Annotated in this window: 13 protein-coding genes, 6 tRNA genes, 4 rRNA genes and 1 riboswitch; of the genes, 3 read left to right on the top strand and 20 right to left on the bottom strand. The window is 42.3% G+C overall.

All coding sequences use genetic code 11. From position 1 onward, the window contains the following. Positions 1–230: 230 nt before the first annotated feature. The 5 genes from tuf to O7C57_RS01050 all read right to left on the bottom strand — a co-directional run bounded on the left by tuf (position 231) and on the right by O7C57_RS01050 (position 1,944). Positions 231–1,415, bottom strand: a complete 1,185-nt coding sequence (tuf, locus tag O7C57_RS01070; protein WP_154624778.1) for an elongation factor Tu — start codon at positions 1,413–1,415, stop codon at positions 231–233. A 121-nt stretch (positions 1,416–1,536) separates the two neighbouring features. Next, positions 1,537–1,612, bottom strand: a tRNA-Thr gene (locus O7C57_RS01065). A gap of 6 nt (positions 1,613–1,618) precedes the next feature. Continuing rightward, a tRNA-Gly gene (locus tag O7C57_RS01060) sits at positions 1,619–1,693 on the bottom strand. A gap of 74 nt (positions 1,694–1,767) precedes the next feature. Then, a tRNA-Tyr gene (locus tag O7C57_RS01055) sits at positions 1,768–1,852 on the bottom strand. A 16-nt stretch (positions 1,853–1,868) separates the two neighbouring features. Then, positions 1,869–1,944, bottom strand: a tRNA-Thr gene (locus O7C57_RS01050). Between the two features lie 438 nt (positions 1,945–2,382). On the opposite strand from O7C57_RS01050, the gene coaA reads away from it, so the two are divergent. After that, positions 2,383–3,333, top strand: coding sequence for a type I pantothenate kinase (gene coaA / locus O7C57_RS01045; RefSeq protein ID WP_154624779.1), 951 nt, complete (start codon positions 2,383–2,385; stop codon positions 3,331–3,333). Between the two features lie 81 nt (positions 3,334–3,414). Here the strand turns inward: coaA and O7C57_RS01040 are convergent, their stop codons facing one another. From O7C57_RS01040 to btuB, 11 genes are all read right to left on the bottom strand, one after another. After that, on the bottom strand, positions 3,415–4,314 hold the full coding sequence (locus O7C57_RS01040; RefSeq protein ID WP_195848195.1) for a hypothetical protein: 900 nt from the start codon (positions 4,312–4,314) through the stop codon (positions 3,415–3,417). 190 nt (positions 4,315–4,504) lie between these two features. Then, on the bottom strand, positions 4,505–5,482 hold the full coding sequence (birA, locus tag O7C57_RS01035; protein WP_163863319.1) for a bifunctional biotin--[acetyl-CoA-carboxylase] ligase/biotin operon repressor BirA: 978 nt from the start codon (positions 5,480–5,482) through the stop codon (positions 4,505–4,507). Then, positions 5,479–6,513: a UDP-N-acetylmuramate dehydrogenase gene (gene murB / locus O7C57_RS01030; RefSeq protein WP_154624963.1), complete on the bottom strand. Its 1,035-nt coding sequence runs from the start codon at positions 6,511–6,513 to the stop codon at positions 5,479–5,481. Before murB ends, birA begins: the two co-directional genes overlap by 4 nt. Positions 6,514–6,721: 208 nt before the next feature. Continuing rightward, positions 6,722–6,837 (bottom strand): 5S ribosomal RNA (rrf, locus tag O7C57_RS01025). A 28-nt stretch (positions 6,838–6,865) separates the two neighbouring features. Beyond that, positions 6,866–6,941 (bottom strand) — tRNA-Thr (locus O7C57_RS01020). 45 nt (positions 6,942–6,986) lie between these two features. Further along, positions 6,987–7,102, bottom strand: a 5S ribosomal RNA gene (gene rrf, locus O7C57_RS01015). Between the two features lie 119 nt (positions 7,103–7,221). Beyond that, positions 7,222–10,127, bottom strand: a 23S ribosomal RNA gene (locus tag O7C57_RS01010). 460 nt (positions 10,128–10,587) lie between these two features. After that, positions 10,588–10,663, bottom strand: a tRNA-Glu gene (locus tag O7C57_RS01005). A gap of 87 nt (positions 10,664–10,750) precedes the next feature. Beyond that, positions 10,751–12,290: ribosomal RNA gene (locus O7C57_RS01000) — 16S ribosomal RNA — on the bottom strand. Together the 16S, 23S and 5S rRNA genes with 2 tRNA genes alongside form the textbook arrangement of a ribosomal RNA operon. A 538-nt stretch (positions 12,291–12,828) precedes the next feature. Then, the gene (gene murI / locus O7C57_RS00995; RefSeq protein ID WP_163863321.1) at positions 12,829–13,695 is read right to left on the bottom strand and encodes a glutamate racemase; all 867 of its coding nucleotides are present in this window, start codon (positions 13,693–13,695) and stop codon (positions 12,829–12,831) included. Further along, complete coding sequence (btuB, locus tag O7C57_RS00990; RefSeq protein ID WP_163863323.1) at positions 13,640–15,526, bottom strand: TonB-dependent vitamin B12 receptor BtuB; 1,887 nt, start codon at positions 15,524–15,526, stop codon at positions 13,640–13,642. Before btuB ends, murI begins: the two co-directional genes overlap by 56 nt. Positions 15,527–15,598: 72 nt before the next feature. Then, positions 15,599–15,794: riboswitch (cobalamin riboswitch) on the bottom strand. Positions 15,795–15,976: 182 nt separating this feature from the next. Here btuB and trmA point away from each other — a divergent pair. After that, entirely contained in the window at positions 15,977–17,062 is a 1,086-nt protein-coding gene (gene trmA, locus O7C57_RS00985) for a tRNA (uridine(54)-C5)-methyltransferase TrmA (RefSeq protein WP_230085892.1), read from the top strand. A gap of 90 nt (positions 17,063–17,152) precedes the next feature. On the opposite strand, the gene O7C57_RS00980 is transcribed toward trmA, so the two are convergent. Both O7C57_RS00980 and fabR read right to left on the bottom strand, forming a co-directional pair. Continuing rightward, a complete protein-coding gene (locus tag O7C57_RS00980) occupies positions 17,153–17,542 on the bottom strand; it encodes a YijD family membrane protein (RefSeq protein ID WP_154624413.1) in 390 nt (129 codons plus the stop codon). Between the two features lie 14 nt (positions 17,543–17,556). Next, positions 17,557–18,213 carry an HTH-type transcriptional repressor FabR gene (gene fabR, locus O7C57_RS00975; protein ID WP_163863326.1) on the bottom strand — a complete coding sequence of 219 codons (657 nt, stop codon included), beginning with the start codon at positions 18,211–18,213 and terminating at the stop codon, positions 17,557–17,559. 423 nt (positions 18,214–18,636) lie between these two features. Between fabR and sthA the strand changes: the two genes are divergently transcribed. Next, positions 18,637–20,034: a Si-specific NAD(P)(+) transhydrogenase gene (sthA, locus tag O7C57_RS00970; protein ID WP_154624411.1), complete on the top strand. Its 1,398-nt coding sequence runs from the start codon at positions 18,637–18,639 to the stop codon at positions 20,032–20,034. 72 nt (positions 20,035–20,106) lie between these two features. Here the strand turns inward: sthA and oxyR are convergent, their stop codons facing one another. Continuing rightward, positions 20,107–21,015 carry a DNA-binding transcriptional regulator OxyR gene (oxyR, locus tag O7C57_RS00965; RefSeq protein WP_154624410.1) on the bottom strand — a complete coding sequence of 303 codons (909 nt, stop codon included), beginning with the start codon at positions 21,013–21,015 and terminating at the stop codon, positions 20,107–20,109. Between the two features lie 186 nt (positions 21,016–21,201). Beyond that, positions 21,202–21,899, bottom strand: a protein-coding gene (locus O7C57_RS00960; RefSeq protein WP_269723143.1) for an IS1 family transposase whose coding sequence is annotated in 2 segments (ribosomal slippage) — positions 21,202–21,650 and positions 21,650–21,899 — 699 coding nt in all. Because the reading frame shifts where the segments join, the coding sequence is not laid out codon by codon here. Between the last annotated feature and the right edge of the window lie 1,316 nt (positions 21,900–23,215).

Below are 23,215 nucleotides of genomic sequence, written 5' to 3'. Positions count from 1 at the left end.
TCTTATCTTTTTAGAAAGCACTCAGATTAATGTTTGTTCTGTGATCGATTTAACGCGTTGATATGTAATGAATAAATTAAAATATCACTCATTATTATAATATCTAGAGGAACAGTTTTATTTGTAATTGTTCGAAGTGAAATGAAAGTGAGAGAGTTAAAATAGGGAATAGAGCGTTGAAATGCAAAAGGGCATCTTAATGATGCCCTTTTTACTAAAGTGGGTTGTTATTATGCAATGATTTTTGCAACAACACCCGCACCTACAGTACGGCCACCTTCACGGATTGCGAAACGCAAACCATCATCCATCGCGATTGGGTGGATCAGGGTAACTTTCATGTTGATGTTGTCACCTGGCATTACCATCTCTACGCCTTCTGGCAGTTCGATAGTACCGGTTACGTCAGTTGTACGGAAGTAGAACTGTGGACGGTAGCCTTTGAAGAATGGAGTGTGACGACCACCTTCATCTTTGCTCAGGATATAAACTTCTGATTCGAAAGTAGTGTGTGGCTTGATTGAACCTGGTTTCGCCAGAACTTGACCACGTTCGATTTCTTCACGCTTAGTACCACGCAGAAGAACACCAACGTTCTCACCTGCACGACCTTCGTCTAGAAGCTTACGGAACATTTCAACACCAGTACAAGTGGTTTTCGCGGTCTCTTTGATACCAACGATTTCAACTTCTTCACCCACTTTGATGATACCACGCTCAACACGGCCTGTTACTACTGTACCACGACCAGAGATTGAGAATACGTCTTCGATTGGCAGCAGGAATGGCTTGTCAATTGCACGCTCTGGCTCTGGAATGTAGCTGTCCAGTGCTTCTGCTAATTCAACAATTTTCGCTTCCCACTCTGGGTTGCCTTCCAGCGCTTTCAGAGCTGAACCACGGATAACTGGAGTGTCATCGCCTGGGAAATCGTACTGAGACAGAAGCTCACGAACTTCCATTTCAACTAGCTCTAACAGCTCTTCGTCGTCTACCATGTCACATTTGTTCAGGAAAACGATGATGTAAGGAACACCAACCTGACGACCTAACAGGATGTGCTCACGAGTTTGTGGCATTGGGCCATCAGTTGCAGCAACAACCAGGATTGCACCATCCATCTGCGCAGCACCGGTGATCATGTTTTTAACATAGTCGGCGTGTCCTGGGCAGTCTACGTGTGCGTAGTGGCGAGTTGGTGTATCGTACTCTACGTGAGAAGTAGAGATGGTGATACCACGCGCTTTTTCTTCTGGTGCATTATCGATTTGATCGAATGCACGAGCGCTACCGCCGTAAGTTTTTGCCAGAACAGTAGTGATTGCTGCTGTCAGGGTAGTTTTACCGTGGTCAACGTGGCCGATTGTACCAACGTTAACGTGCGGTTTTGAACGTTCAAATTTTTCTTTAGACATTAGATTGTCCCTCTAAGACACGGAATCGGTGGCTACACCACATCAACCAAGCAGTTAAGATTCTATTTGCTTGCTTTTTACAGGAGACAAATCAGGGAGATATTTGAGAACATAAGGGAAGTGGTGCTGATAGGCAGATTCGAACTGCCGACCTCACCCTTACCAAGGGTGTGCTCTACCAACTGAGCCATATCAGCACATCTTGGAGCGGGCAGCGGGAATCGAACCCGCATCATCAGCTTGGAAGGCTGAGGTAATAGCCATTATACGATGCCCGCAATGAACTCGGCTACCTGAGTTATCAGCTGCTAAACTGTTCCTTAAAGTTTCCTCTTGGGAAGCTTCTTGGAGATGGTGGTGGGAGAAGGATTCGAACCTTCGAAGTCGATGACGGCAGATTTACAGTCTGCTCCCTTTGGCCGCTTGGGTATCCCACCTATCCAAATTGTTAATTGGTGCCGGCACCAAGAGTCGAACTCGGGACCTACTGATTACAAGTCAGTTGCTCTACCAACTGAGCTATGCCGGCATCAAGTGCTGCGCATTCTAGGAAGAGTGAGCGCGACTTGCAACAAAAAAATTTAATTTTTTGTTCGCTTGCTCACATTTTATTCGTTTTTTGTGATTTTGATGCTTTTTTCGCTACATTCAGCTTAAAACATCTACAGCGAATTGCTACTATAATCTAGGATTATTTAATCAGTAAAGTGTCTTGGCACCATAAAAAAATGGTGAACTCATTTTTTAAAATTAAAAATGACGTTTTTTGTCTGTTTAGAGACCATGTCTATCGCTGTTTTTTTCAGCAGTTAATGATATTTTTACAGCCTCCGTCAAAAAAAATTCACATAAAACATAAAAAGTTCTACGCCTACTATCTTTCACTCGCTATGATGCAACTTAATTTTACGGATACGGGTGTTTAGGCAACCTGTCCAACCTGCATAGAATAGGCAGATGTTGGTTTATGAAACAGACAGAGAATTTAATTACTACACCATACTTAGAGTTTGATCGAGAACATTGGGCTACATTACGTGATTCAGTGCCATTAACATTAACACCAAGTGAGCTTTCTGAGCTGAAAGGCATTAATGAAGAACTCTCCATGGAAGATGTTATTGAGATCTATCTACCATTGTCTCGTTTACTCAATTTCTATATTAGCTCTAATTTACGTCGCCAAGCTGTGTTAGAACAATTTCTTGGTACCAATGGCGCTAAGGTTCCATACATTATAGGGATTGCTGGAAGTGTTGCTGTCGGTAAAAGCACGACGGCTCGCTTATTACAGGCGCTGTTGACTCGCTGGCCTGAGCATCGAAAAGTTGATTTAATCACAACGGATGGTTTTTTATATCCGAACCAAGTTTTAAAAGATCGTAATATCATGAAGAAAAAAGGTTTCCCTCAATCTTATGATATGCGTAGGTTGGTTAACTTTGTCTCACAAATAAAGTCAGGCGCCCGCAATGTTGTTGCACCAGTATACTCGCACCTCACTTATGACATCGTTCCCGACCAACAACAAGTCATTGATCAACCTGATATATTGATTTTAGAAGGCTTGAACGTGTTACAAAGCGATATGGACTACCCACATGACCCTCACCATGTGTTTGTATCCGATTTTGTTGACTTCTCTATCTATGTCGATGCGAACCCTGAACTATTAAAACAGTGGTATGTGGGGAGATTCTTAAAATTTCGCCAAGGCGCATTCTCAGATCCTGATTCTTATTTTCACAATTACTCTAAATTGAGTGAAGAAGAAGCCGTTAATATCGCTGGCGCTATTTGGGATGAAATTAATGGACTCAATCTCAAAGAAAATATTTTGCCGACAAAAGAACGTGCTAGCCTCATCATGACTAAGGGTGAAAACCATTCCATTCAGAGTGTTCGGTTAAGAAAATAATAACAGCAAGCCGGCTAAAAACCGGCTGTTATTTATTTACTGATAATTTCCAACGGTATTTAAAATACGCTGTTCGTATCATTACTGGAGGCCAAATACCAATGTAGTACCGTGGGCGTTATCGCTCGACAGATAGCCTACACCGATTTTCATTTTCATATCATAACCATAAATTTTCAGCGGTGTTTCAACTGCAACTTCAGTACTGTTAATAAATCCAAAAGATAAGTCACGATAACCTTTACCATAAAAACCGCCAATTCGATTGGACAGCAATAGGTCAAAATCCTTTTCCATAATATTCAAGGCATCCGAAACTAAATAACTTGCTCCGGTTGACCATGTTCCTGCATTATCATCAACTTTAACGCCGCTTTTATTATTATCAATACCGGTTAACACCATATATGAAATGCGACTATGGAATGTGAGCTCATCATTATTATCAAAGGCTTTTTTAAATTTCGCACCGATTTCAGGCGCAAAATGTAAGGTATTAACATCCCAATCAAGTAGCCCATTATCGGTGAGGCCCTCTTTTACTTCTTGACTTCCTCGAACCTTAGAATTATTCACCATTTTTGAATAACCTAAATCAACCGCCCCTTCTAGGGTTACATATTGATTTAATTTGTAATCCACTTTTGGGGTAACCATTACATTGAATATATCCCAGCGCCCATAATAAATATCGTTATCGTCATTGATACTAATCGGGTCTAAGCGAACTTTAAGATAACTTCCTTTTAGTCCGAGAGAGAATGCATAATCTTCATGCTGATACAAATTTTCAAATACATATGGCAAAATATATTTGTTGTAATCAACCCCTTCAGAATGCAGCGTAGATGCGCTGATATCATTGCTTGATGATAAGGTTAAAAGTTTAGAGTATCCGGAAGTTAAGTCATCAGCATAAGTTAAATTTGCATTATGTACTAGCACTAAAAATAAAGCTGTTTGTTGTATTCTTCTCATCATGTTCGCATTAACTGTATGATTTAAATAATTAATAATAAGTGTAGATTATTAATTATTTATTTCTAACAATAAAATATTGTCGCCCTTAATAATATTTTTCCTGTTTTACTCGATATCAACTGATTTAAATACCTTTATTGCACTACCAAAAAATATACCTAAAATCAGTCGATATATATTAAACACTTCGTTATATTTCATTCGCTCTTAATGAAATTTCACCGCCAATATATGGAATAATATCACCATTATCATGTTGCAATAAAAGAGCACCTTGCTGATCAATCCCCTTTTCAATCCCAGTGATGATTTTATCTCCAATCAATAACTTAACCTTTCTTCCTAAGAAATTATCAAGCTCAAACCAGCTCTCTAAAAATGGGGCTAAACCTTCTTTTTCAAATAAGATTAATGCTTCTTTTAATGCATTAATAATACTTGCTGATAATTCGTTTCTTTCAATATTTTCAACTTCGTCTACCAATGATGCCCATTCTTGGTTGATGGATTTTTCTTTATCAATATTTTTTTTCTCCATACCAATATTAATGCCAATACCAATAATAATATGTGCCGCATCACCTGTTTTACCTGTTAATTCAACAAGTATTCCTGCTAATTTTTTATCATTAAGGTAAAGGTCATTAGGCCATTTAACCTTAACTTTGCCTTTGCTAATTTTGTTTAACGTTTTCGCAATGACGATACCCACAACTAAACTAAGACCTACCGCCGCCGCCGGCCCTTGGTCAAGTTTCCAATACATGGATAAATATAGATTACAGCCAAATGGAGAAACCCACTGTCGCCCTCTACGGCCTCTTCCAGCACTTTGATATTCCGCTAGACATGTATCACCAGACTGTAAGCTAGGAATTCTATCCAGCATATACTGATTTGTTGAATCAATGACAGGTTCGACGATCACATGACTCCCCTGAACCTGCTTTCTAATTACTTCACCATTCAACAAATTAACTGAATAAGGTAATTTATAGCCTTTTCCGGTAATTGTTTGTACCTGAATACCCCATGAACGTAGCGTTTTAATGTGCTTATTGATACCCGCTCTTGTCATACCAATTTTATCACCCAGTTGTTGTCCAGAGTGAATTTGGGCATCCGATAAAAGCTCAATCAATTGTAATGGTATGCTAGTTTCTTTCATAAAATACAATCCATTGGGTTAATTTCACCATTTTTGCCAATAAATCTCACTTCAGGCTCAAGCATAATACCAAAATGTGAATGTACCGTTTGGCTAATATGTCTAGCGAGATTAACGACATCATTCCCTGTCGCTTGATTTTTATTAATTATCACTAAAGCTTGCCGTGTATGAACTGCCGCTCCGCCCAATTCATAACCTTTCAGACCACACTGATCTATCAGCCATCCTGCGGCAACTTTGACTGAACCATCTTCCTGAAGATATTGTGGACATGTGGGGTAAAGCTGCTTTATTTGCTGTGCTTTATCTGCCGAGATAATTGGGTTTTTAAAAAAGCTACCCGCATTTCCTGTAATAGCAGGGTCGGGTAATTTCATTTTTCGTGTATTACATACAGAGTCAAAAACTTGCTGTGGTGTGACTGTTTCAGGATCTAACAGCGCCAAATCGCCATAAGTGAGTTTTGGAGTCCATTGTTTAGAAAGTTTAAACCCAACACCAATAATAATGTAATCATCCTGATATTCATGCTTAAAGATACTATCACGATAACCAAAACGACATTCTTCAGCTTGGATCCTCACCGTTTCACCTGTTATCAGATGCAACATATCCACATACTCACATATATCTTTTAGCTCAACGCCATAAGCGCCTATATTTTGTATTGGCGCAGATCCTACACAGCCAGGTATTAATGCTAAGTTTTCAGCTCCATTAATACCGTTATTCATTAAATATTCAATAAATTGATGCCAGTTTTCACCTGCTGCTGAATATACCTGCCAATCATCAGCTGTTTCAGTTACATTGATCCCTTTAATGCGATTTAAAATAACTACGCCATCAAAATTATCGATAAATAAAACATTACTACCGCCACCAAGAATCAAAACAGGTAACTGCTGTTTTTTTGCTTCAAGCCATTGCTGATAAATAGCTTCCGCTGATTCAGCAATACAAATGGACTTTGCTGTTGCATCAATACCAAAACTATTAAATGGTTTTAATTCAAGGGATGGGTTCATTGCAGCCTTCGATAAACAATAAATAAAGATAAGACAAGTCTATCAGGCCGACCAACGAGAATCATTAAATAATGAAGCGACATTGATGATATTAAGAGTATTACTTTAAAACAGTAAAAATCGAAACAATATATCAAAGGCTGTGGGAGCTTTTGCAAACGCTAAATAGCAAAAAGCCACCGATTAAGGTGGCTTTTTTATGTTTAAAACCTAGCAGTTCCCTACTCTCACATGGGGAGACCCCACACTACCATCGGCGCTACGGCGTTTCACTACTGAGTTCGGCATGGGGTCAGGTGGGACCACCGCGCTATTGCCGCTAGGTAAATTCTTTTTAAATGCCGATAATTCATGGTGCTGATACCCAGATTCGAACTGGGGACCTCACCCTTACCAAGGGTGTGCTCTACCAACTGAGCCATATCAGCAATATGGTGCGGTCAGTCAGTACTGACACAACCTTTAAAATTGATGTCTGGCAGTTCCCTACTCTCACATGGGGAGACCCCACACTACCATCGGCGCTACGGCGTTTCACTGCTGAGTTCGGCATGGGGTCAGGTGGGACCACCGCGCTATTGCCGCCAGACAAATTCGGTTTTCGTTCCCGTTGGCTTCCACCAACCAGAACAGCAATCTTGAACAAGCTAATTTCTCGCACTCTGCGTGCGCTTCACAACGTTCTCTCTAAAACACCTTCGGTGTTGTCAGGTTAAGCCTCACGGTTCATTAGTACTGGTTAGCTCAACGTATCGCTACGCTTACACACCCAGCCTATCAACGTCTTAGTCTTAAACGTTCCTTTAGGCCCCTTAAAGAGTCAGGGAAGACTCATCTCAAGGCAAGTTTCCCGCTTAGATGCTTTCAGCGGTTATCTCTTCCGCACTTAGCTACCGGGCAGTGCCATTGGCATGACAACCCGAACACCAGTGGTGCGTCCACTCCGGTCCTCTCGTACTAGGAGCAGCCCCTTTCAATCTTCCAACGCCCACGGCAGATAGGGACCGAACTGTCTCACGACGTTCTAAACCCAGCTCGCGTACCACTTTAAATGGCGAACAGCCATACCCTTGGGACCTACTTCAGCCCCAGGATGTGATGAGCCGACATCGAGGTGCCAAACACCGCCGTCGATATGAACTCTTGGGCGGTATCAGCCTGTTATCCCCGGAGTACCTTTTATCCGTTGAGCGATGGCCCTTCCATTCAGAACCACCGGATCACTAAGACCTACTTTCGTACCTGCTCGAGCCGTCACTCTCGCAGTCAAGCTGGCTTATGCCTTTGCACTAACCGCATGATGTCCGACCATGCTTAGCCAACCTTCGTGCTCCTCCGTTACTCTTTGGGAGGAGACCGCCCCAGTCAAACTACCCACCAGACACTGTCCGCACCCCAGATGATGGGGCCACGTTAGAACATCAAACATTAAAGGGTGGTATTTCAAGGTTGGCTCCATGCAGACTGGCGTCCACACTTCAAAGCCTCCCACCTATCCTACACATCAAGGCTCAATGTTCAGTGTCAAGCTATAGTAAAGGTTCACGGGGTCTTTCCGTCTTGCCGCGGGTACACTGCATCTTCACAGCGAGTTCAATTTCACTGAGTCTCGGGTGGAGACAGCCTGGCCATCATTACGCCATTCGTGCAGGTCGGAACTTACCCGACAAGGAATTTCGCTACCTTAGGACCGTTATAGTTACGGCCGCCGTTTACTGGGGCTTCGATCAAGAGCTTCTCCTTACGGATAACCCCATCAATTAACCTTCCAGCACCGGGCAGGCGTCACACCGTATACGTCCACTTTCGTGTTTGCACAGTGCTGTGTTTTTAATAAACAGTTGCAGCCAGCTGGTATCTGCGACTGGCTTCGGCTCCATCCGCGAGGGACTTCACCTAGCGCCAGCGTGCCTTCTCCCGAAGTTACGGCACCATTTTGCCTAGTTCCTTCACCCGAGTTCTCTCAAGCGCCTGAGTATTCTCTACCTGACCACCTGTGTCGGTTTGGGGTACGATTAATGATAATCTAGAGCTTAGAGGCTTTTCCTGGAAGCGGGGCATGAGCTACTTCGCCACCGTAGTGACTCGTCATCAGACCTCAGCATATAGTGAACCGGATTTGCCTAATTCACCTGCCTACATCCTTAAACCGGGACAACCGTCGCCCGGCCAGCCTAGCCTTCTCCGTCCCCCCATCGCAATTATCACCAGTACAGGAATATTAACCTGTTTCCCATCGACTACGCATTTCTGCCTCGCCTTAGGGGTCGACTCACCCTGCCCCGATTAACGTTGGACAGGAACCCTTGGTCTTCCGGCGTGCGGGTTTTTCACCCGCATTATCGTTACTTATGTCAGCATTCGCACTTCTGATACCTCCAGCATGCCTCACAGCACACCTTCACAGGCTTACAGAACGCTCCCCTACCCAACAACATCTAAATGTCGCTGCCGCAGCTTCGGTGCATGGTTTAGCCCCGTTACATCTTCCGCGCAGGCCGACTCGACCAGTGAGCTATTACGCTTTCTTTAAATGATGGCTGCTTCTAAGCCAACATCCTGGCTGTCTGAGCCTTCCCACTTCGTTTCCCACTTAACCATGACTTTGGGACCTTAGCTGGCGGTCTGGGTTGTTTCCCTCTTCACGACGAACGTTAGCACCCGCCGTGTGTCTCCCGTGATAACATTCTTCGGTATTCGTAGTTTGCATCGGGTTGGTAAGTCGGGATGACCCCCTAGCCGAAACAGTGCTCTACCCCCGAAGATGAGTTCACGAGGCGCTACCTAAATAGCTTTCGGGGAGAACCAGCTATCTCCCGGTTTGATTGGCCTTTCACCCCCAGCCACAAGTCATCCGCTAATTTTTCAACATTAGTCGGTTCGGTCCTCCAGTTAGTGTTACCCAACCTTCAACCTGCCCATGGCTAGATCACCGGGTTTCGGGTCTATACCCTGCAACTTAATCGCCCAGTTAAGACTCGGTTTCCCTACGGCTCCCCTATACGGTTAACCTTGCTACAGAATATAAGTCGCTGACCCATTATACAAAAGGTACGCAGTCACACCTAAAAGGTGCTCCCACTGCTTGTACGTACACGGTTTCAGGTTCTATTTCACTCCCCTCGCCGGGGTTCTTTTCGCCTTTCCCTCACGGTACTGGTTCACTATCGGTCAATCAGGAGTATTTAGCCTTGGAGGATGGTCCCCCCATATTCAGACAGGATAACACGTGTCCCGCCCTACTCGTCGAGTTCACAACACCAACACCTTCGGATACGGGGCTATCACCCTTTACTGCCGGACTTTCCAGACCGTTCTCCTGATGCTGATGCTGATTAAGACTCTGGGCTGCTCCCCGTTCGCTCGCCGCTACTAGGGGAATCTCGGTTGATTTCTTTTCCTCGAGGTACTGAGATGTTTCAGTTCCCTCGGTTCGCCTCGTTTGACTATGGATTCATCAAACGATAGTGCAACGAATTGCACTGGGTTTCCCCATTCGGACATCGTCGGTTATAGCGGTTCATATCACCTTACCGACGCTTTTCGCAGATTAGCACGTCCTTCATCGCCTCTGATTGCCTAGGCATCCACCGTGTACGCTTAGTCGCTTAACCTCACAACCCGAAATTGTTTCAACGATCACCTAACTGTCATGGCTGTGCGTGGTGAAATTCTTTGTTGCGCGGTGCTCGTCATGCTCACGTACCGATGTACGCTGCGCTGACTGCGCTCCTACGCCGCGAATTTCACACTGCTCGCTCATGCCACTCGTTTGAATGACCGAAAACTTCAGGTTTGAAATTTTGAGAGACTCTCACATTGTTTAAGCGATAAACAATGTGCGTTGTTTCAATTTTCAGCTTGTTCCAGATTGTTAAAGAGCATAATTGTTAAACTAACTCAGTGAATTAGTTTAATCATTATTTATGGCCAGCACTTTCGAGAAAGTGCGAGCTAAGACATTTCAAGGCGTAGGCGCACAGCGAGCGGAATGTACATTCAGTACATGAGCATCGCGAGCACCGCACAACGCTGAAAGGTCGACGCGCAGCCTTTCGATTGACCCACACTGAATGGCGTCCCCTAGGGGATTCGAACCCCTGTTACCGCCGTGAAAGGGCGGTGTCCTAGGCCTCTAGACGAAGGGGACAACAAGGTCTTCAGTCAATCTTAGATTGGCTTTGCTCTACTTTTCATCAGACAATCTGTGTGAACACTTCACAAAACACTTCAATGGTAAGGAGGTGATCCAACCGCAGGTTCCCCTACGGTTACCTTGTTACGACTTCACCCCAGTCATGGATCACAAAGTGGTAAGCGCCCTCCCGAAGGTTAAGCTACCTACTTCTTTTGCAACCCACTCCCATGGTGTGACGGGCGGTGTGTACAAGGCCCGGGAACGTATTCACCGTAGCATTCTGATCTACGATTACTAGCGATTCCGACTTCATGGAGTCGAGTTGCAGACTCCAATCCGGACTACGACGTACTTTATGAGTTCCGCTTGCTCTCGCGAGGTCGCTTCTCTTTGTATACGCCATTGTAGCACGTGTGTAGCCCTACTCGTAAGGGCCATGATGACTTGACGTCATCCCCACCTTCCTCCGGTTTATCACCGGCAGTCTCCTTTGAGTTCCCGACCGAATCGCTGGCAACAAAGGATAAGGGTTGCGCTCGTTGCGGGACTTAACCCAACATTTCACAACACGAGCTGACGACAGCCATGCAGCACCTGTCTCAGAGTTCCCGAAGGCACCAAAGCATCTCTGCTAAGTTCTCTGGATGTCAAGAGTAGGTAAGGTTCTTCGCGTTGCATCGAATTAAACCACATGCTCCACCGCTTGTGCGGGCCCCCGTCAATTCATTTGAGTTTTAACCTTGCGGCCGTACTCCCCAGGCGGTCGATTTAACGCGTTAGCTCCGGAAGCCACGCCTCAAGGGCACAACCTCCAAATCGACATCGTTTACAGCGTGGACTACCAGGGTATCTAATCCTGTTTGCTCCCCACGCTTTCGCACCTGAGCGTCAGTCTTTGTCCAGGGGGCCGCCTTCGCCACCGGTATTCCTCCACATCTCTACGCATTTCACCGCTACACATGGAATTCTACCCCCCTCTACAAGACTCTAGCTGACCAGTCTTAGATGCCATTCCCAGGTTAAGCCCGGGGATTTCACATCTAACTTAATCAACCGCCTGCGTGCGCTTTACGCCCAGTAATTCCGATTAACGCTTGCACCCTCCGTATTACCGCGGCTGCTGGCACGGAGTTAGCCGGTGCTTCTTCTGTCGGTAACGTCAATCGTTGATGATATTAGCATCAACGCCTTCCTCCCGACTGAAAGTACTTTACAACCCTAGGGCCTTCTTCATACACGCGGCATGGCTGCATCAGGCTTGCGCCCATTGTGCAATATTCCCCACTGCTGCCTCCCGTAGGAGTCTGGGCCGTGTCTCAGTCCCAGTGTGGCTGATCATCCTCTCAGACCAGCTAGGGATCGTCGCCTAGGTGAGCCATTACCCCACCTACTAGCTAATCCCATATGGGTTCATCCGATAGCGCAAGGCCCGAAGGTCCCCTGCTTTGCTCCTTAGAGATTATGCGGTATTAGCCACCGTTTCCAGTAGTTATCCCCCTCTATCGGGCAGATCCCCATACATTACTCACCCGTCCGCCGCTCGTCAGCGGGAAGCAAGCTTCCCCTGTTACCGCTCGACTTGCATGTGTTAGGCCTGCCGCCAGCGTTCAATCTGAGCCATGATCAAACTCTTCAATTAAAAGTAGTCTGATGCTCAAAGAATTAAACTGTTTATCAATTCGCTTCTGTTCGGCTAACATTGTCGGCTTCGCTCCGCTTTCCTCGCCGTACCTCAGTACTGTCTCGGAAATACTCACTCGCCTTCGCGTTATCCTTCCACAATCGAATTGCACATTGTTAGTTCATATATGAATTAACGTGTTAGTCACTCTTCAAGACTTAAAATCAAATATTTTTTTGATAGTGTCCTGTGAGTGCCCACACAGATTGTCTGATAAATTGTTAAAGAGCGTTGCGACTTTATCTTTCGATATTAACCGTTTAGGTTGTTGTCGCGAGGTGGCGTATATTACGCTTTCCTCACCGAGAGTCAAGCTTTTTTTTCGCTTATCTTTTCAGATTCTCTCGTCTGCCGTCGTTAGCCTTTTGGGCTTGCCATCACATTCTGTGTTGGCTCATCGTCGGTCAGTGGAGGCGCATTATAGGGAGTCAGAAAATTCTGGCAACCCCTTTTTTCAATTTTTTTTTCGTTTGCTCAGATTGCCATCAAATTTAACTTAGATAGCCAGTTTTTCCAACGAATTAAACCCTTCAGTGGCCAACACTGATTGCAATTCTATCGCGCTATGATTCATTAATAGACAATACGCAAAATCTGCATCATGACTCGCAATGATATCTTCTGCTTGATTGTTAATCAGCCATACCGTACGCCTAGCAATTGCAGCGCCTGAATCAATGAATCGAGTTCCATTTGGAAGCACTTGCTCAAGTTCTTCTATTAATAGAGGGAAATGAGTACAGCCTAGAACAACGGTATCTGGCGCTTCTGGCATTCTTAACCATGGTTTCACCGCATTGGCGACTTCTGTTAAAGGTATCTGTTCTCCATGTAGCTTTCTTTCTGCCAATTGCACAAGGTCCGCTGAACCAAGTGAAATGACTCTACAGTCTGTCGCAAATCGCGCAATCAACTCTTTCGTATACTCGCGATTGACGGTGCCCTTCGTCGCTAACAACCCAACTATGCCATTTCGGGTTAATTTAGTGGCGGGTTTAATCGCGGGTACGACACCAACCACAGGAAAATTAAAATGCGCTCTAAGATTAGGCAAGCTAATCGTACTTGCGGTGTTACATGCGATGATAGTAATAGTCAAAGGATGCTTTTTGGCAATTGCATTCACGATTTGATAAACCCTATCGACAATAAACTCTTCGCTCTTTTCGCCATAAGGAAAAGCTTCATTATCGAATGCATATATATAATGTGCGTTAGGCAGTAATTTTTTGACTTCACGATAAACAGATAACCCGCCCACCCCTGAATCAAACACAAGGATGGTCGGGCGAATAGATAGGTTGTGATTAGAAGTTGTAGCTTCCTGTAAGGAAATATTCTCTTCCAGCGGTGCGATAACCATACGCGGTCTCATAGTCTTTATCGAACATATTAGCTATTTTACCACGAATTGTGAGCTGTGAAGTGATTGGATATGCCGCTGTGAGATCCCAAAGGCTAACTCCCCCTTGTTTTAGACGTTTTGATGGTGATTGGGAAAAGTCATTATCATAACGCGAACCTATATAGTGATAAGTTAGCCCCATATCTACCTCAGCAATATTCCAATCTAATTGGTATTTCACTTGTTGCTTAGCTCGGCGCTCCAATACTTTGTTCGTTTTTTTATTTCTGGGATCGACATATTGGTATGTTAATTGATGATGTAAAAAGCCAGTGCTAAATTCACCAACCCACTCGATACCTTTAATTTCTGCTTTTCCAATATTTTCATATGTATTGATAAAATTGCCATATTTATATTCAATCAGGTTATCAATATCATTATGATAAGCATTAATTTGCCAGAATAGCGGTCCCGTTGTTCCTTCAACACCAATTTCCCACTGCTTACTTTCTTCTGGTTTTAAGTTCGGATTACCTTTTGTTGTTCCCCAACTTGATGAAGAATATGCGTACAGTTGACTTAGATTAGGTGCTTTATATGCTGTTGCGTATGATCCAACCAGTTTATACCCATCATAAAATTCCCAGCTCAGCCCTGATTGCCATGATGTATGCCAATTAAATTCTGAATGATGATCCGTGCGAACGGCGGCTTCAGCTATAACAGAATCAACAAACGAGTATTGCCCCGTCAAATAGAGCCCCGTGTTATTCATGGTTTCTTTTTTAGTTATTAAAGCATAGCCATTAGGTTCTATGCTTTGACGCTGATAATCTATACCCGCACTAATATTACCTTTATCTAAACGATAATTGTTGCCCCACTGAATATTATACTGCTTTGATTCATCTAGATTAGAAGAGCTAGCATACTGCCCTTGCCTTGGATCAAAATTGTAATCTTTAACGTAACTATAGCTTCCGGATAGTGAGGTTGAGTATTGGTTTTGATGATATTTAACGCCAGTTTCATATGTACGGCTATAAAGTTTACGGGTATCTACCCGCACACCTGAGTATTCAGAGGCATCATAACGAGTTCTATTATCATATCCATATGCTCTCGCATAAGCTGATATTTCAGATGATAACTGGTGCTCCACACCTAGCCATAGTGATTTATTAAGAAAACCATCTTTATCGTAGTCACGTGGACTAACGTCCTTAGGTGCTAGATCAAATCCTTTTGTATAGGTATAAGCTGCGGCAGCGGTTACTGTTGTATTTTCACCGATTTTCTGTTGAGTTGAGCCGTTATAATTCTGATAACCATAAGAACCAATACCCGCATTTAATGTGGTTCCTACATTATCTCGGCGAGTAATAATATTAACAACACCACCAATTGCATCCGAGCCATAAACAGCCGATCTTGCCCCACGAATATATTCGATTCGCTGAACTAAAGAGATAGGAATTTGGCTCATATCTGATGAGCCAGAAATACCCGCTTGGTTTAAACGAACACCATCAACTAATACCAATACATGGCGAGACTCTGAACCTCTAATAAAGAGGGAGCTCTGCTGTCCTATACCACCATATTGGGCAATATCCACACCCGGTAGCCGCCGTAATACATCAATCACAGTATTCGACTGCCAATGATCAATATCTTCACGCGTGACAACGGTTACTGGCGCTAATATCGATGAGATAGGCTGTTCAAAGCGGTTCGCTGATACCACCATTTCATCTGATTGATTATTTGCATTTGCCAAAGAAGAAATACCACACAACACTGCCATAGCAGCAGCCGATAACGGCAACAACTTATTCTTATTCATTTTGATAAACTCGGAATATCAATAAAATTAAAATTCCGCGAGGTTGAATATCAGATCCGCGCTAATAATCAACAAAGCGATAGAGCTATGGCAGGTCTTCGGACTTAGAAGTGATACCCATTAAGGGTACGATAATTATGGAGGCAACTTCCCATCAATTTAAAACAGTGTTGTATCTCCTCTTATACTTCATTACCGCTGCGCGTCAGTCTCGGAATCACACCGAGTTCCCTCTTCATGCATTGAGGCCATAGCCGTATTATCCTAAAGGGAACGAGTATAGGTGTCTATGGATCTATTTTCATGATCCCTCATATGACACTCACGATTGGCATCTTATTCAGCCCAGAGACTTTATAAATAGAATCAAAACTGGACATCTGCACGACTTGCCCTACAATTTCGTCCCTGATGCAATTTTTACTGTTTTCTATGAATGGGGCCATATTAATGAACACCGAGCACTATGCATTGCAACTTGCAGAAAAAGTAGAACGACTAAAAATGATGATGGCCCCTTATACGACAATTGAGCCTGAAGTATTTGCGTCACCAGAATCCCATTATCGGATGCGTGCAGAATTTAGAGTGTGGCACGACGGTGATGATTTATTTCATATCATGTTTGATAAAGAAACCAAAGAACGTATTCGGGTTGATCAATTCCCCGTTGCAAGTGAGCTAATTAACCAGGCAATGCAAGCACTTTTGCCTTTAATAAAAGAAAGTACGCTTCTGCGTCATAAATTATTTCAAATCGACTATCTTTCAACGCTGAGTAATAAGTTAATTATCTCTTTGCTCTATCATAAAAAACTGAATGACGAGTGGACCGAAGAAGCTAAACAATTAAAAGCAAAATTAGTGAGTAAAGGTTTTGATCTTCAACTCATCGGTCGTGCATCAAAAACTAAAATCATGCTCGATAATGATTATGTTGATGAAGTGCTACCCGTTAATGGTCGGAATATGATTTATCGGCAAGTTGAAAATAGCTTTACCCAGCCTAATGCTCACGTGAATATTAATATGTTGGAGTGGGCAATCGCTGCAACTAAAGGGGCTACAGGCGACCTACTTGAACTGTATTGTGGAAATGGCAATTTTTCATTGGCATTAGCACAAAACTTTGAGCGCGTCTTAGCAACTGAAATTGCTAAACCGTCGGTATCTGCTGCACAATATAATATCGCTGCAAACAACATCAATAATGTGCAGATTATCCGTATGTCAGCAGAAGACTTTACACAGGCTATGCGTGGCATACGTGAGTTTAAACGCCTTGAAGGTATTAATTTACGTGATTACCAATGTAATACTATTTTCGTTGACCCTCCACGCAGTGGCCTAGATGATAAAACCGTTCAATTAGTGCAAGAGTATGACCATATCCTCTATATTTCTTGCAACCCAGAAACCTTGTGTGACAATTTAGCGGTTTTAAATGAAACTCATGAAGTGAAAAAACTCGCGCTGTTTGATCAGTTTCCTTACACCCATCATATGGAAAGTGGTGTTTTGCTGACTCGCCGTTAGTTTTTTTGATTGTGAAACACAAACGCCGCAATGCTTAACATTACGGCGTTTTCTATCAAGCTCATTTTTACAAGCTAATTTTAATTGAAATTAAATTTCAGCTTCATTTTCGGCTGTCAGTTCTTGCTGCTCTCTTTTACGTGCTTTCCAGCTTGTATACAACCACAATGCTAAAGCAACAATGATCGTTGCAGGAATAAAGTTAGAGCCAACTTCTGGGTGTTGTACGCGTAAAATTGCCGCATAAGCAAACAAACCTAAAAAGAAGTTACCCACGACAAATTTAGGCAATCCTATAGGCATCGCATGATGTAAATAACGCTGATGTAAGCAATAAACTGCTAATACTAAAGTAATAATTGGAAAAATGGAAAACTCTACTAAGGAGTTAAACAGAGCAGAGAAAGTTCCGTGAGTCGATAAGCCAATGACTAAGGCGAGTAGTAATGTGCTTTTCTCATAGCGATTGTGTTCCGTCATTGATTCTCCTTATGTTATTTAGTGAGATCGGGGTCAGTTTGATTCTGTTTTTCTTGTTCGCGTCGGTACCAGTAATATGCGCCTTTAGCAATCATTCGTAGTTGAAGTACAAGCCGTTCTTCCAGATGTTGCCTTTTCTCTTCATCAATATCGAGCGCCTCAGCACCCGCACTAAAAACGATGGTAACCATGGATTCTGCTTGTAGTTCAGTGAAATGGCGCGGCATATGGCTTTCTTGTTCTAGGTAATCCGCCAATTCAGCAATAAAATGTTGGATTTCCCGTGCCACCGCAGCGCGGAATTCAGCTGAAGTACCGGAGCGTTCACGCAATAATAACCTAAAGGCATTAGGGTTATTACCAATAAACTCCATAAAAGTTGAGATTGACGTCCGGATCACACTACCGCCTTTTGCGATACGCTGCCGAGCTTGCCGCATCAGTTGACGCAACATCAAACCACTTTCGTCAACCATGGTCAGACCCAGTTCGTCAACATCTTTGAAATGGCGATAAAATGAAGTGGGTGCAATGCCTGCCTCACGTGCGACTTCACGTAAGCTGAGACTGGTAAAACTACGTTCTGCACTTAATTGGCTAAATGCGGCTTCAATGAGCGAACGACGAGTTTTTTCTTTCTGTTTTGCTCTAACGCCAATATTATTGCTCACGGTGATCCTGATTTCTATGTCATTAAACAGCCATTAACTTTCAATATACCAAAATATTAAAATGACAGCGCGGCTATCGTTCTAGCATACCCTAAAATTATTAGACTGTTTGAGGGAAAAAGCGATTAAGTATACAGATTACTGCTTTTCAGAATTTGACCAAATCATTTTTCAATAACTTTTGGCTTTTCATGGCTTAATTGCTCAAAATTCATTACCCCATTTAAATAAGGCATAAAGAAATATTTTTCTGAATCAAAGCCAGCCACACCTGTTAATTTAAGCTGTCGATTCCCCGTCAGCCAATAAAATAAGCGGTATAAATTAAGTTATAGATTGAAAGGTCATGACTAAAACGGGTAAATAATCAGCGGATATGCTAACATCATGTTGTCATTTTGTTTTTATAGCAGGTCTTACCTCATGCAACACATTCATTTTGATGCAATCGTCATTGGTTCCGGGCCAGGTGGAGAAGGCGCCGCCATGGGACTGGTGAAGCAAGGAAAAAACGTCGCCGTTATAGAACGTTATAATAGTGTCGGCGGTGGCTGTACCCACTGGGGAACCATTCCCTCCAAAGCACTCCGTCATGCCGTTAGTCGAATTATCGAATTCAACCAAAATCCTCTCTACAGTGATAATTCTCGCTCTTTACGCTCCTCTTTCTCTGAAATCCTTAAGCATGCTGAAAGTGTCATTAGCCAACAAACACGTATGCGCCAAGGTTTTTATGAGCGTAATGGCTGCACAATGTTTTCTGGCGAAGCAACCTTTATTGATGAGCGCCATGTTAGTGTGCGCTATGCAGATGGAAGCTGCGATGTTCTCAGCGCAGATAATATTGTGATAGCGACAGGCTCTCGCCCTTATTGTCCATCCGATGTTGATTTTAATCACTCCCGTATTTACAACAGTGATACCATCCTAAATCTCACCCATGAACCGCGTCATGTGATTATTTATGGTGCTGGCGTGATTGGTTGTGAATATGCATCTATCTTCCGCGGATTAGGTGTTAAAGTTGATTTAATTAATACTCGCGATCATTTGCTGGCATTCTTAGACCAAGAAATGTCAGATGCCCTTTCTTATCACTTCTGGAATAGCGGTATCGTTATTCGTCATAACGAAGAATATGAAAAAATTGAAGGCGTCGATGATGGGGTTATTGTTCATCTTAAGTCAGGCAAAAAAGTCAAAGCTGACTGTTTACTTTACGCTAACGGGCGGACAGGTAATACAGACAAGCTTGGCTTAGCTAATGTTGGTATTGAAGCTGATGGCCGAGGACTCGTTAAAGTCGATAGCGCATATCGTACATCTAATGAACGTATTTATGCTGTTGGCGATGTTATTGGTTACCCAAGCTTGGCATCCGCTGCTTATGACCAAGGTCGTATTGCCGCTCGAGCTATTGCCGAAGATTTAGGAAATGCCCATCTAGTTGAAGATATTCCTACTGGTATTTATACCATCCCTGAAATTAGTTCTGTTGGTAAAACAGAACAGCAATTAACAGCGATGAAAATTCCATACGAAGTCGGACGCGCTCAATTTAAGCATTTGGCTCGCGCGCAAATTGCGGGTATGAATGTTGGCAGCTTGAAAATTCTATTTCATCGTGAAACATTGCAGATCTTGGGTATCCACTGTTTCGGTGAAAGAGCCGCTGAAATTATTCATATCGGTCAAGCTATCATGGAGCAAAAAGGGGAAGGAAATACGATCGAGTATTTTGTGAATACTACATTCAACTACCCTACGATGGCAGAAGCATTTCGTGTCGCAGCATTAAATGGGTTAAACCGTTTATTTTAAGCAGTGACGTTAGTGATTGCCGAAAATCACACGGCAATCACTACTCGCAAGTAAAATAGATTCTATGTCACTTTAACGCGCCTTTTGGCTGTAATAACTACTCATTAAATTATAAATAGCTTCAGCAAGTTGCTCATAGCGTCCACGTAATGGTGATCCTGGACGATAAACTAATACCACAGTACGCTTCGGTTCTGGATGAATACAATTTAAGTAGCACACCCCATCACGACATGTTTCACTCGGTACTGCCAAATCAGGTAATAATGTAATTCCACTTCCCGCCGCGACCATATTCCGCAAAGTTTCTAAACTGGTAGCACGAAAATGTGTATCTTCTTTTGCGCCAGCTTGGAAACAAAAGCCCATGGCTTGATCACGTAAGCAATGCCCGTCTTCAAGCATCAATAGCTTTTCACCCGCTAATTCACTCATATCAATAGTGTCGCGATCACGCCATGAATGACCTTCATAAATAGCTAACTTCATCGGTTCTTCAAATAAAGGAACCACAATAAACGGATCTGTTTCTTTTACTTGAGCCAAAATTGCACAATCTAATTTCCCACTATCGAGCTGCGCGAGTAATTGTTGCGTTTGCGCTTCGTGTAAATAGATCTCAAGTTTAGGAAACAGTTTATGCAATTCGGGAATAATCAGAGGTAGAAGATAAGGAGCAATTGTCGGAATTAACCCTATATGTAAAGGTCCCGACATACTTTCACCTTGTAGAGCCGCCATTTCTTGTAATACTTTAATTTCGCGTAAAATCGTTCTCGCTTGTTCAACAAGCAGCAACCCCTGTTGAGTAAATAACACTTTACGACTGGTTCGTTCCAGTAACATAACACCGAGTTCTTCTTCTAACTTACGTATTTGGCCACTCAGTGTTGGTTGACTCACGTGACAAGAGTCCGCGGCTCGACGAAAGTGTTTGTGTTCAGCTAATGCTACTAGATATTCCAGATCGCGAATGTTCATTTTGCAGCCCTTCTTAATATAGATTGCCAATCAGTATAGCAGAAATCTAATGCTTTTAACTATCAATTACCATTGAGATGCTCAGTATTTCTTCATTTTTACTGCTTTAGGTATCCTGTGTACTCAGTATAAACATGTCTAAATGAAACCGAATATGACTAGGTCGTGTATTCAATATAGAGATCATCATAATAGGTAGTATTCGCGTTCAATGAATGTACCGATGATTTTGTCATGCATTTCAGGTGACTTCGAGTAACCTAACGTCTTACGGTTAAGGCGCTTCAAGCGGTTTCTCAGGTTCAAATTCTCTCTTTCTATTCGTTGCGTATAAAACTTACTTACCACATGTTTCTGCTTGGGCAATATCTCATAAGCACTGAACTTATCCGTGCACCAAAAAGCCACATTAAACCTAGACAGTAAAGCCAGTAACTGGTGAAGAGTCCTTTTGTTTCGACGACCAAACGTATGAGCAATTATCCGTTTTAGGCGGGGCTCCCACGCATACCAAAGCCAGCGTTGTTGCTTCTTATTACCCACAAAAGACCACTGTTCATCGACTTCGCAAAGGAGTTCAATGTGCAGATTATCAAGGGGTAAAGAGGTTACCTGCTTCGGCGAGAGTTTTTTAAAGTGCGAACAACCGCATTAATGCTGATATGAAGGGCTCTAGCGGTATCACGAATACCGGCATTATTCATCGTTAGGTCGATAATTTTATCTTTGGTACCGGGCTGGCAGGCACGATATTCATAGTCGAGTTGGAAGCTTCGGCAGCAGTCTTGACAACGATAACGTTGATGACCTGTACTCCCTAGGCCATGTTTTTTCACTGAGGGAGTTTGTTGACAAAATGGGCACCTTACATCGACTTTAGCCATGAATATTCTCCGATAAATTACCCTATATTACAGATTAATCACCAGATTGAATACATGACCATATGACTAAATATTACATTGAATCTCTCATAAAATAACCCAATAGAACATTTCAAATATCATTAATTTTCATCGTTTTGATGAAATTAAATACCATTATTAATGAAATAAATAGTAATATTAGTTCACGTTTATTAACATATTATTTATAAATATATTTTTTAGCTCTGTGCCCCCCAGCTAAAGAAAACTCAAAACCCACCATAAAAAATTAATCACTTAACTAAGAAATATAAATAATATTTATACCCAAAAAATTATCGATGCCGTGATTAACTTTGAAGTTTTTCACTAATAATTAGCAACATATTATTAGTGAAAAAATAAATTGCATTCCAAAATGGAGGCTATATTTAGGTAAACAAGAAGGAACAACAAAAAGGAAATAGACGTTAATGGAATAGCGATTTTCTGGAATGCTTAAAACCTATTACAGGTACAGCCAAAGGAGAAACGCTATGAAAAGCTTAAATCCTATCGTAAACCGTATTAATCCATTCACATTCTTGTACTCGATTAGCAAAACGCTTAGCGACTTGTTAAACACTGTACTTATCGTTGGAACCATCGCGTTTCATTGGTGGCAAGTCCTGTCAGCATTCATAACAACGATCTTGATAACCAAAAAGAATCACTCATATAGATATGAAGAGAATTATGGCTTTCACGATGAGAAGCACAATAGCCACCAAAAAATTAAGAATGGCATTACCTAACTATCATTAGAGAGTTAATAAGCAAAGCACACCGATAGGTATAAACAACTAATGTACTCTTATTGGCCCTGTAATACGCCGATTGAGTGTTAAAGATATAAATTTATTATTACATAAAATCAGCCATCAATATTAACAACAGATAATTAAGTAAAATAAAAACATTTTAAAGACTTACAAATATATTAAGGTAAAACACAATAAGGATTAAAAAAGATAATTAATAATTCACTTACCCAGTGAAACATTTAGATACATTATGTCGATTTTGTTTATTGATTTATTAATTTTAATTAAAAAATCAATAAAAATTCCCATGATTTACTTTATATTTTACATCAAATTAGATAATGACTTTTTTCACACTGCGAAAGATAAAACCAACAAAATAAAGACAGGCAGTGGCATATAACACCAAATACCAACAATTGATGATATTTTACAGAGTTTAATTCTGACACATTATACATAAGGCAATGCTGTGCATAAATAAAGCCAACTCATTTTAAATATATTTACTCACATTTGCTTTTTAAAATT

The sequence above is a fragment of the Providencia sp. 21OH12SH02B-Prov genome (assembly GCF_027362595.1).
Classification (GTDB): Bacteria; Pseudomonadota; Gammaproteobacteria; order Enterobacterales; family Enterobacteriaceae; genus Providencia; species Providencia zhejiangensis.
The sequence above is the reverse complement of the archived record's forward strand: the minus strand, read 5'-3'. Positions and strand labels throughout refer to the sequence as shown.

Excerpts from the sequence above, each read along its gene's own strand:
- tuf (WP_154624778.1), bottom strand. The coding sequence starts at position 1,415 with ATGTCTAAAGAAAAATTTGAACGTTCAAAACCGCACGTTAACGTTGGT.
- coaA (WP_154624779.1), top strand. The coding sequence starts at position 2,383 with ATGAAACAGACAGAGAATTTAATTACTACACCATACTTAGAGTTTGAT.
- O7C57_RS01040 (WP_195848195.1), bottom strand. The coding sequence starts at position 4,314 with ATGATGAGAAGAATACAACAAACAGCTTTATTTTTAGTGCTAGTACAT.
- birA (WP_163863319.1), bottom strand. The coding sequence starts at position 5,482 with ATGAAAGAAACTAGCATACCATTACAATTGATTGAGCTTTTATCGGAT.
- murB (WP_154624963.1), bottom strand. The coding sequence starts at position 6,513 with ATGAACCCATCCCTTGAATTAAAACCATTTAATAGTTTTGGTATTGAT.
- murI (WP_163863321.1), bottom strand. The coding sequence starts at position 13,695 with ATGGTTATCGCACCGCTGGAAGAGAATATTTCCTTACAGGAAGCTACA.
- btuB (WP_163863323.1), bottom strand. The coding sequence starts at position 15,526 with ATGAATAAGAATAAGTTGTTGCCGTTATCGGCTGCTGCTATGGCAGTG.
- trmA (WP_230085892.1), top strand. The coding sequence starts at position 15,977 with ATGAACACCGAGCACTATGCATTGCAACTTGCAGAAAAAGTAGAACGA.
- O7C57_RS00980 (WP_154624413.1), bottom strand. The coding sequence starts at position 17,542 with ATGACGGAACACAATCGCTATGAGAAAAGCACATTACTACTCGCCTTA.
- sthA (WP_154624411.1), top strand. The coding sequence starts at position 18,637 with ATGCAACACATTCATTTTGATGCAATCGTCATTGGTTCCGGGCCAGGT.
- oxyR (WP_154624410.1), bottom strand. The coding sequence starts at position 21,015 with ATGAACATTCGCGATCTGGAATATCTAGTAGCATTAGCTGAACACAAA.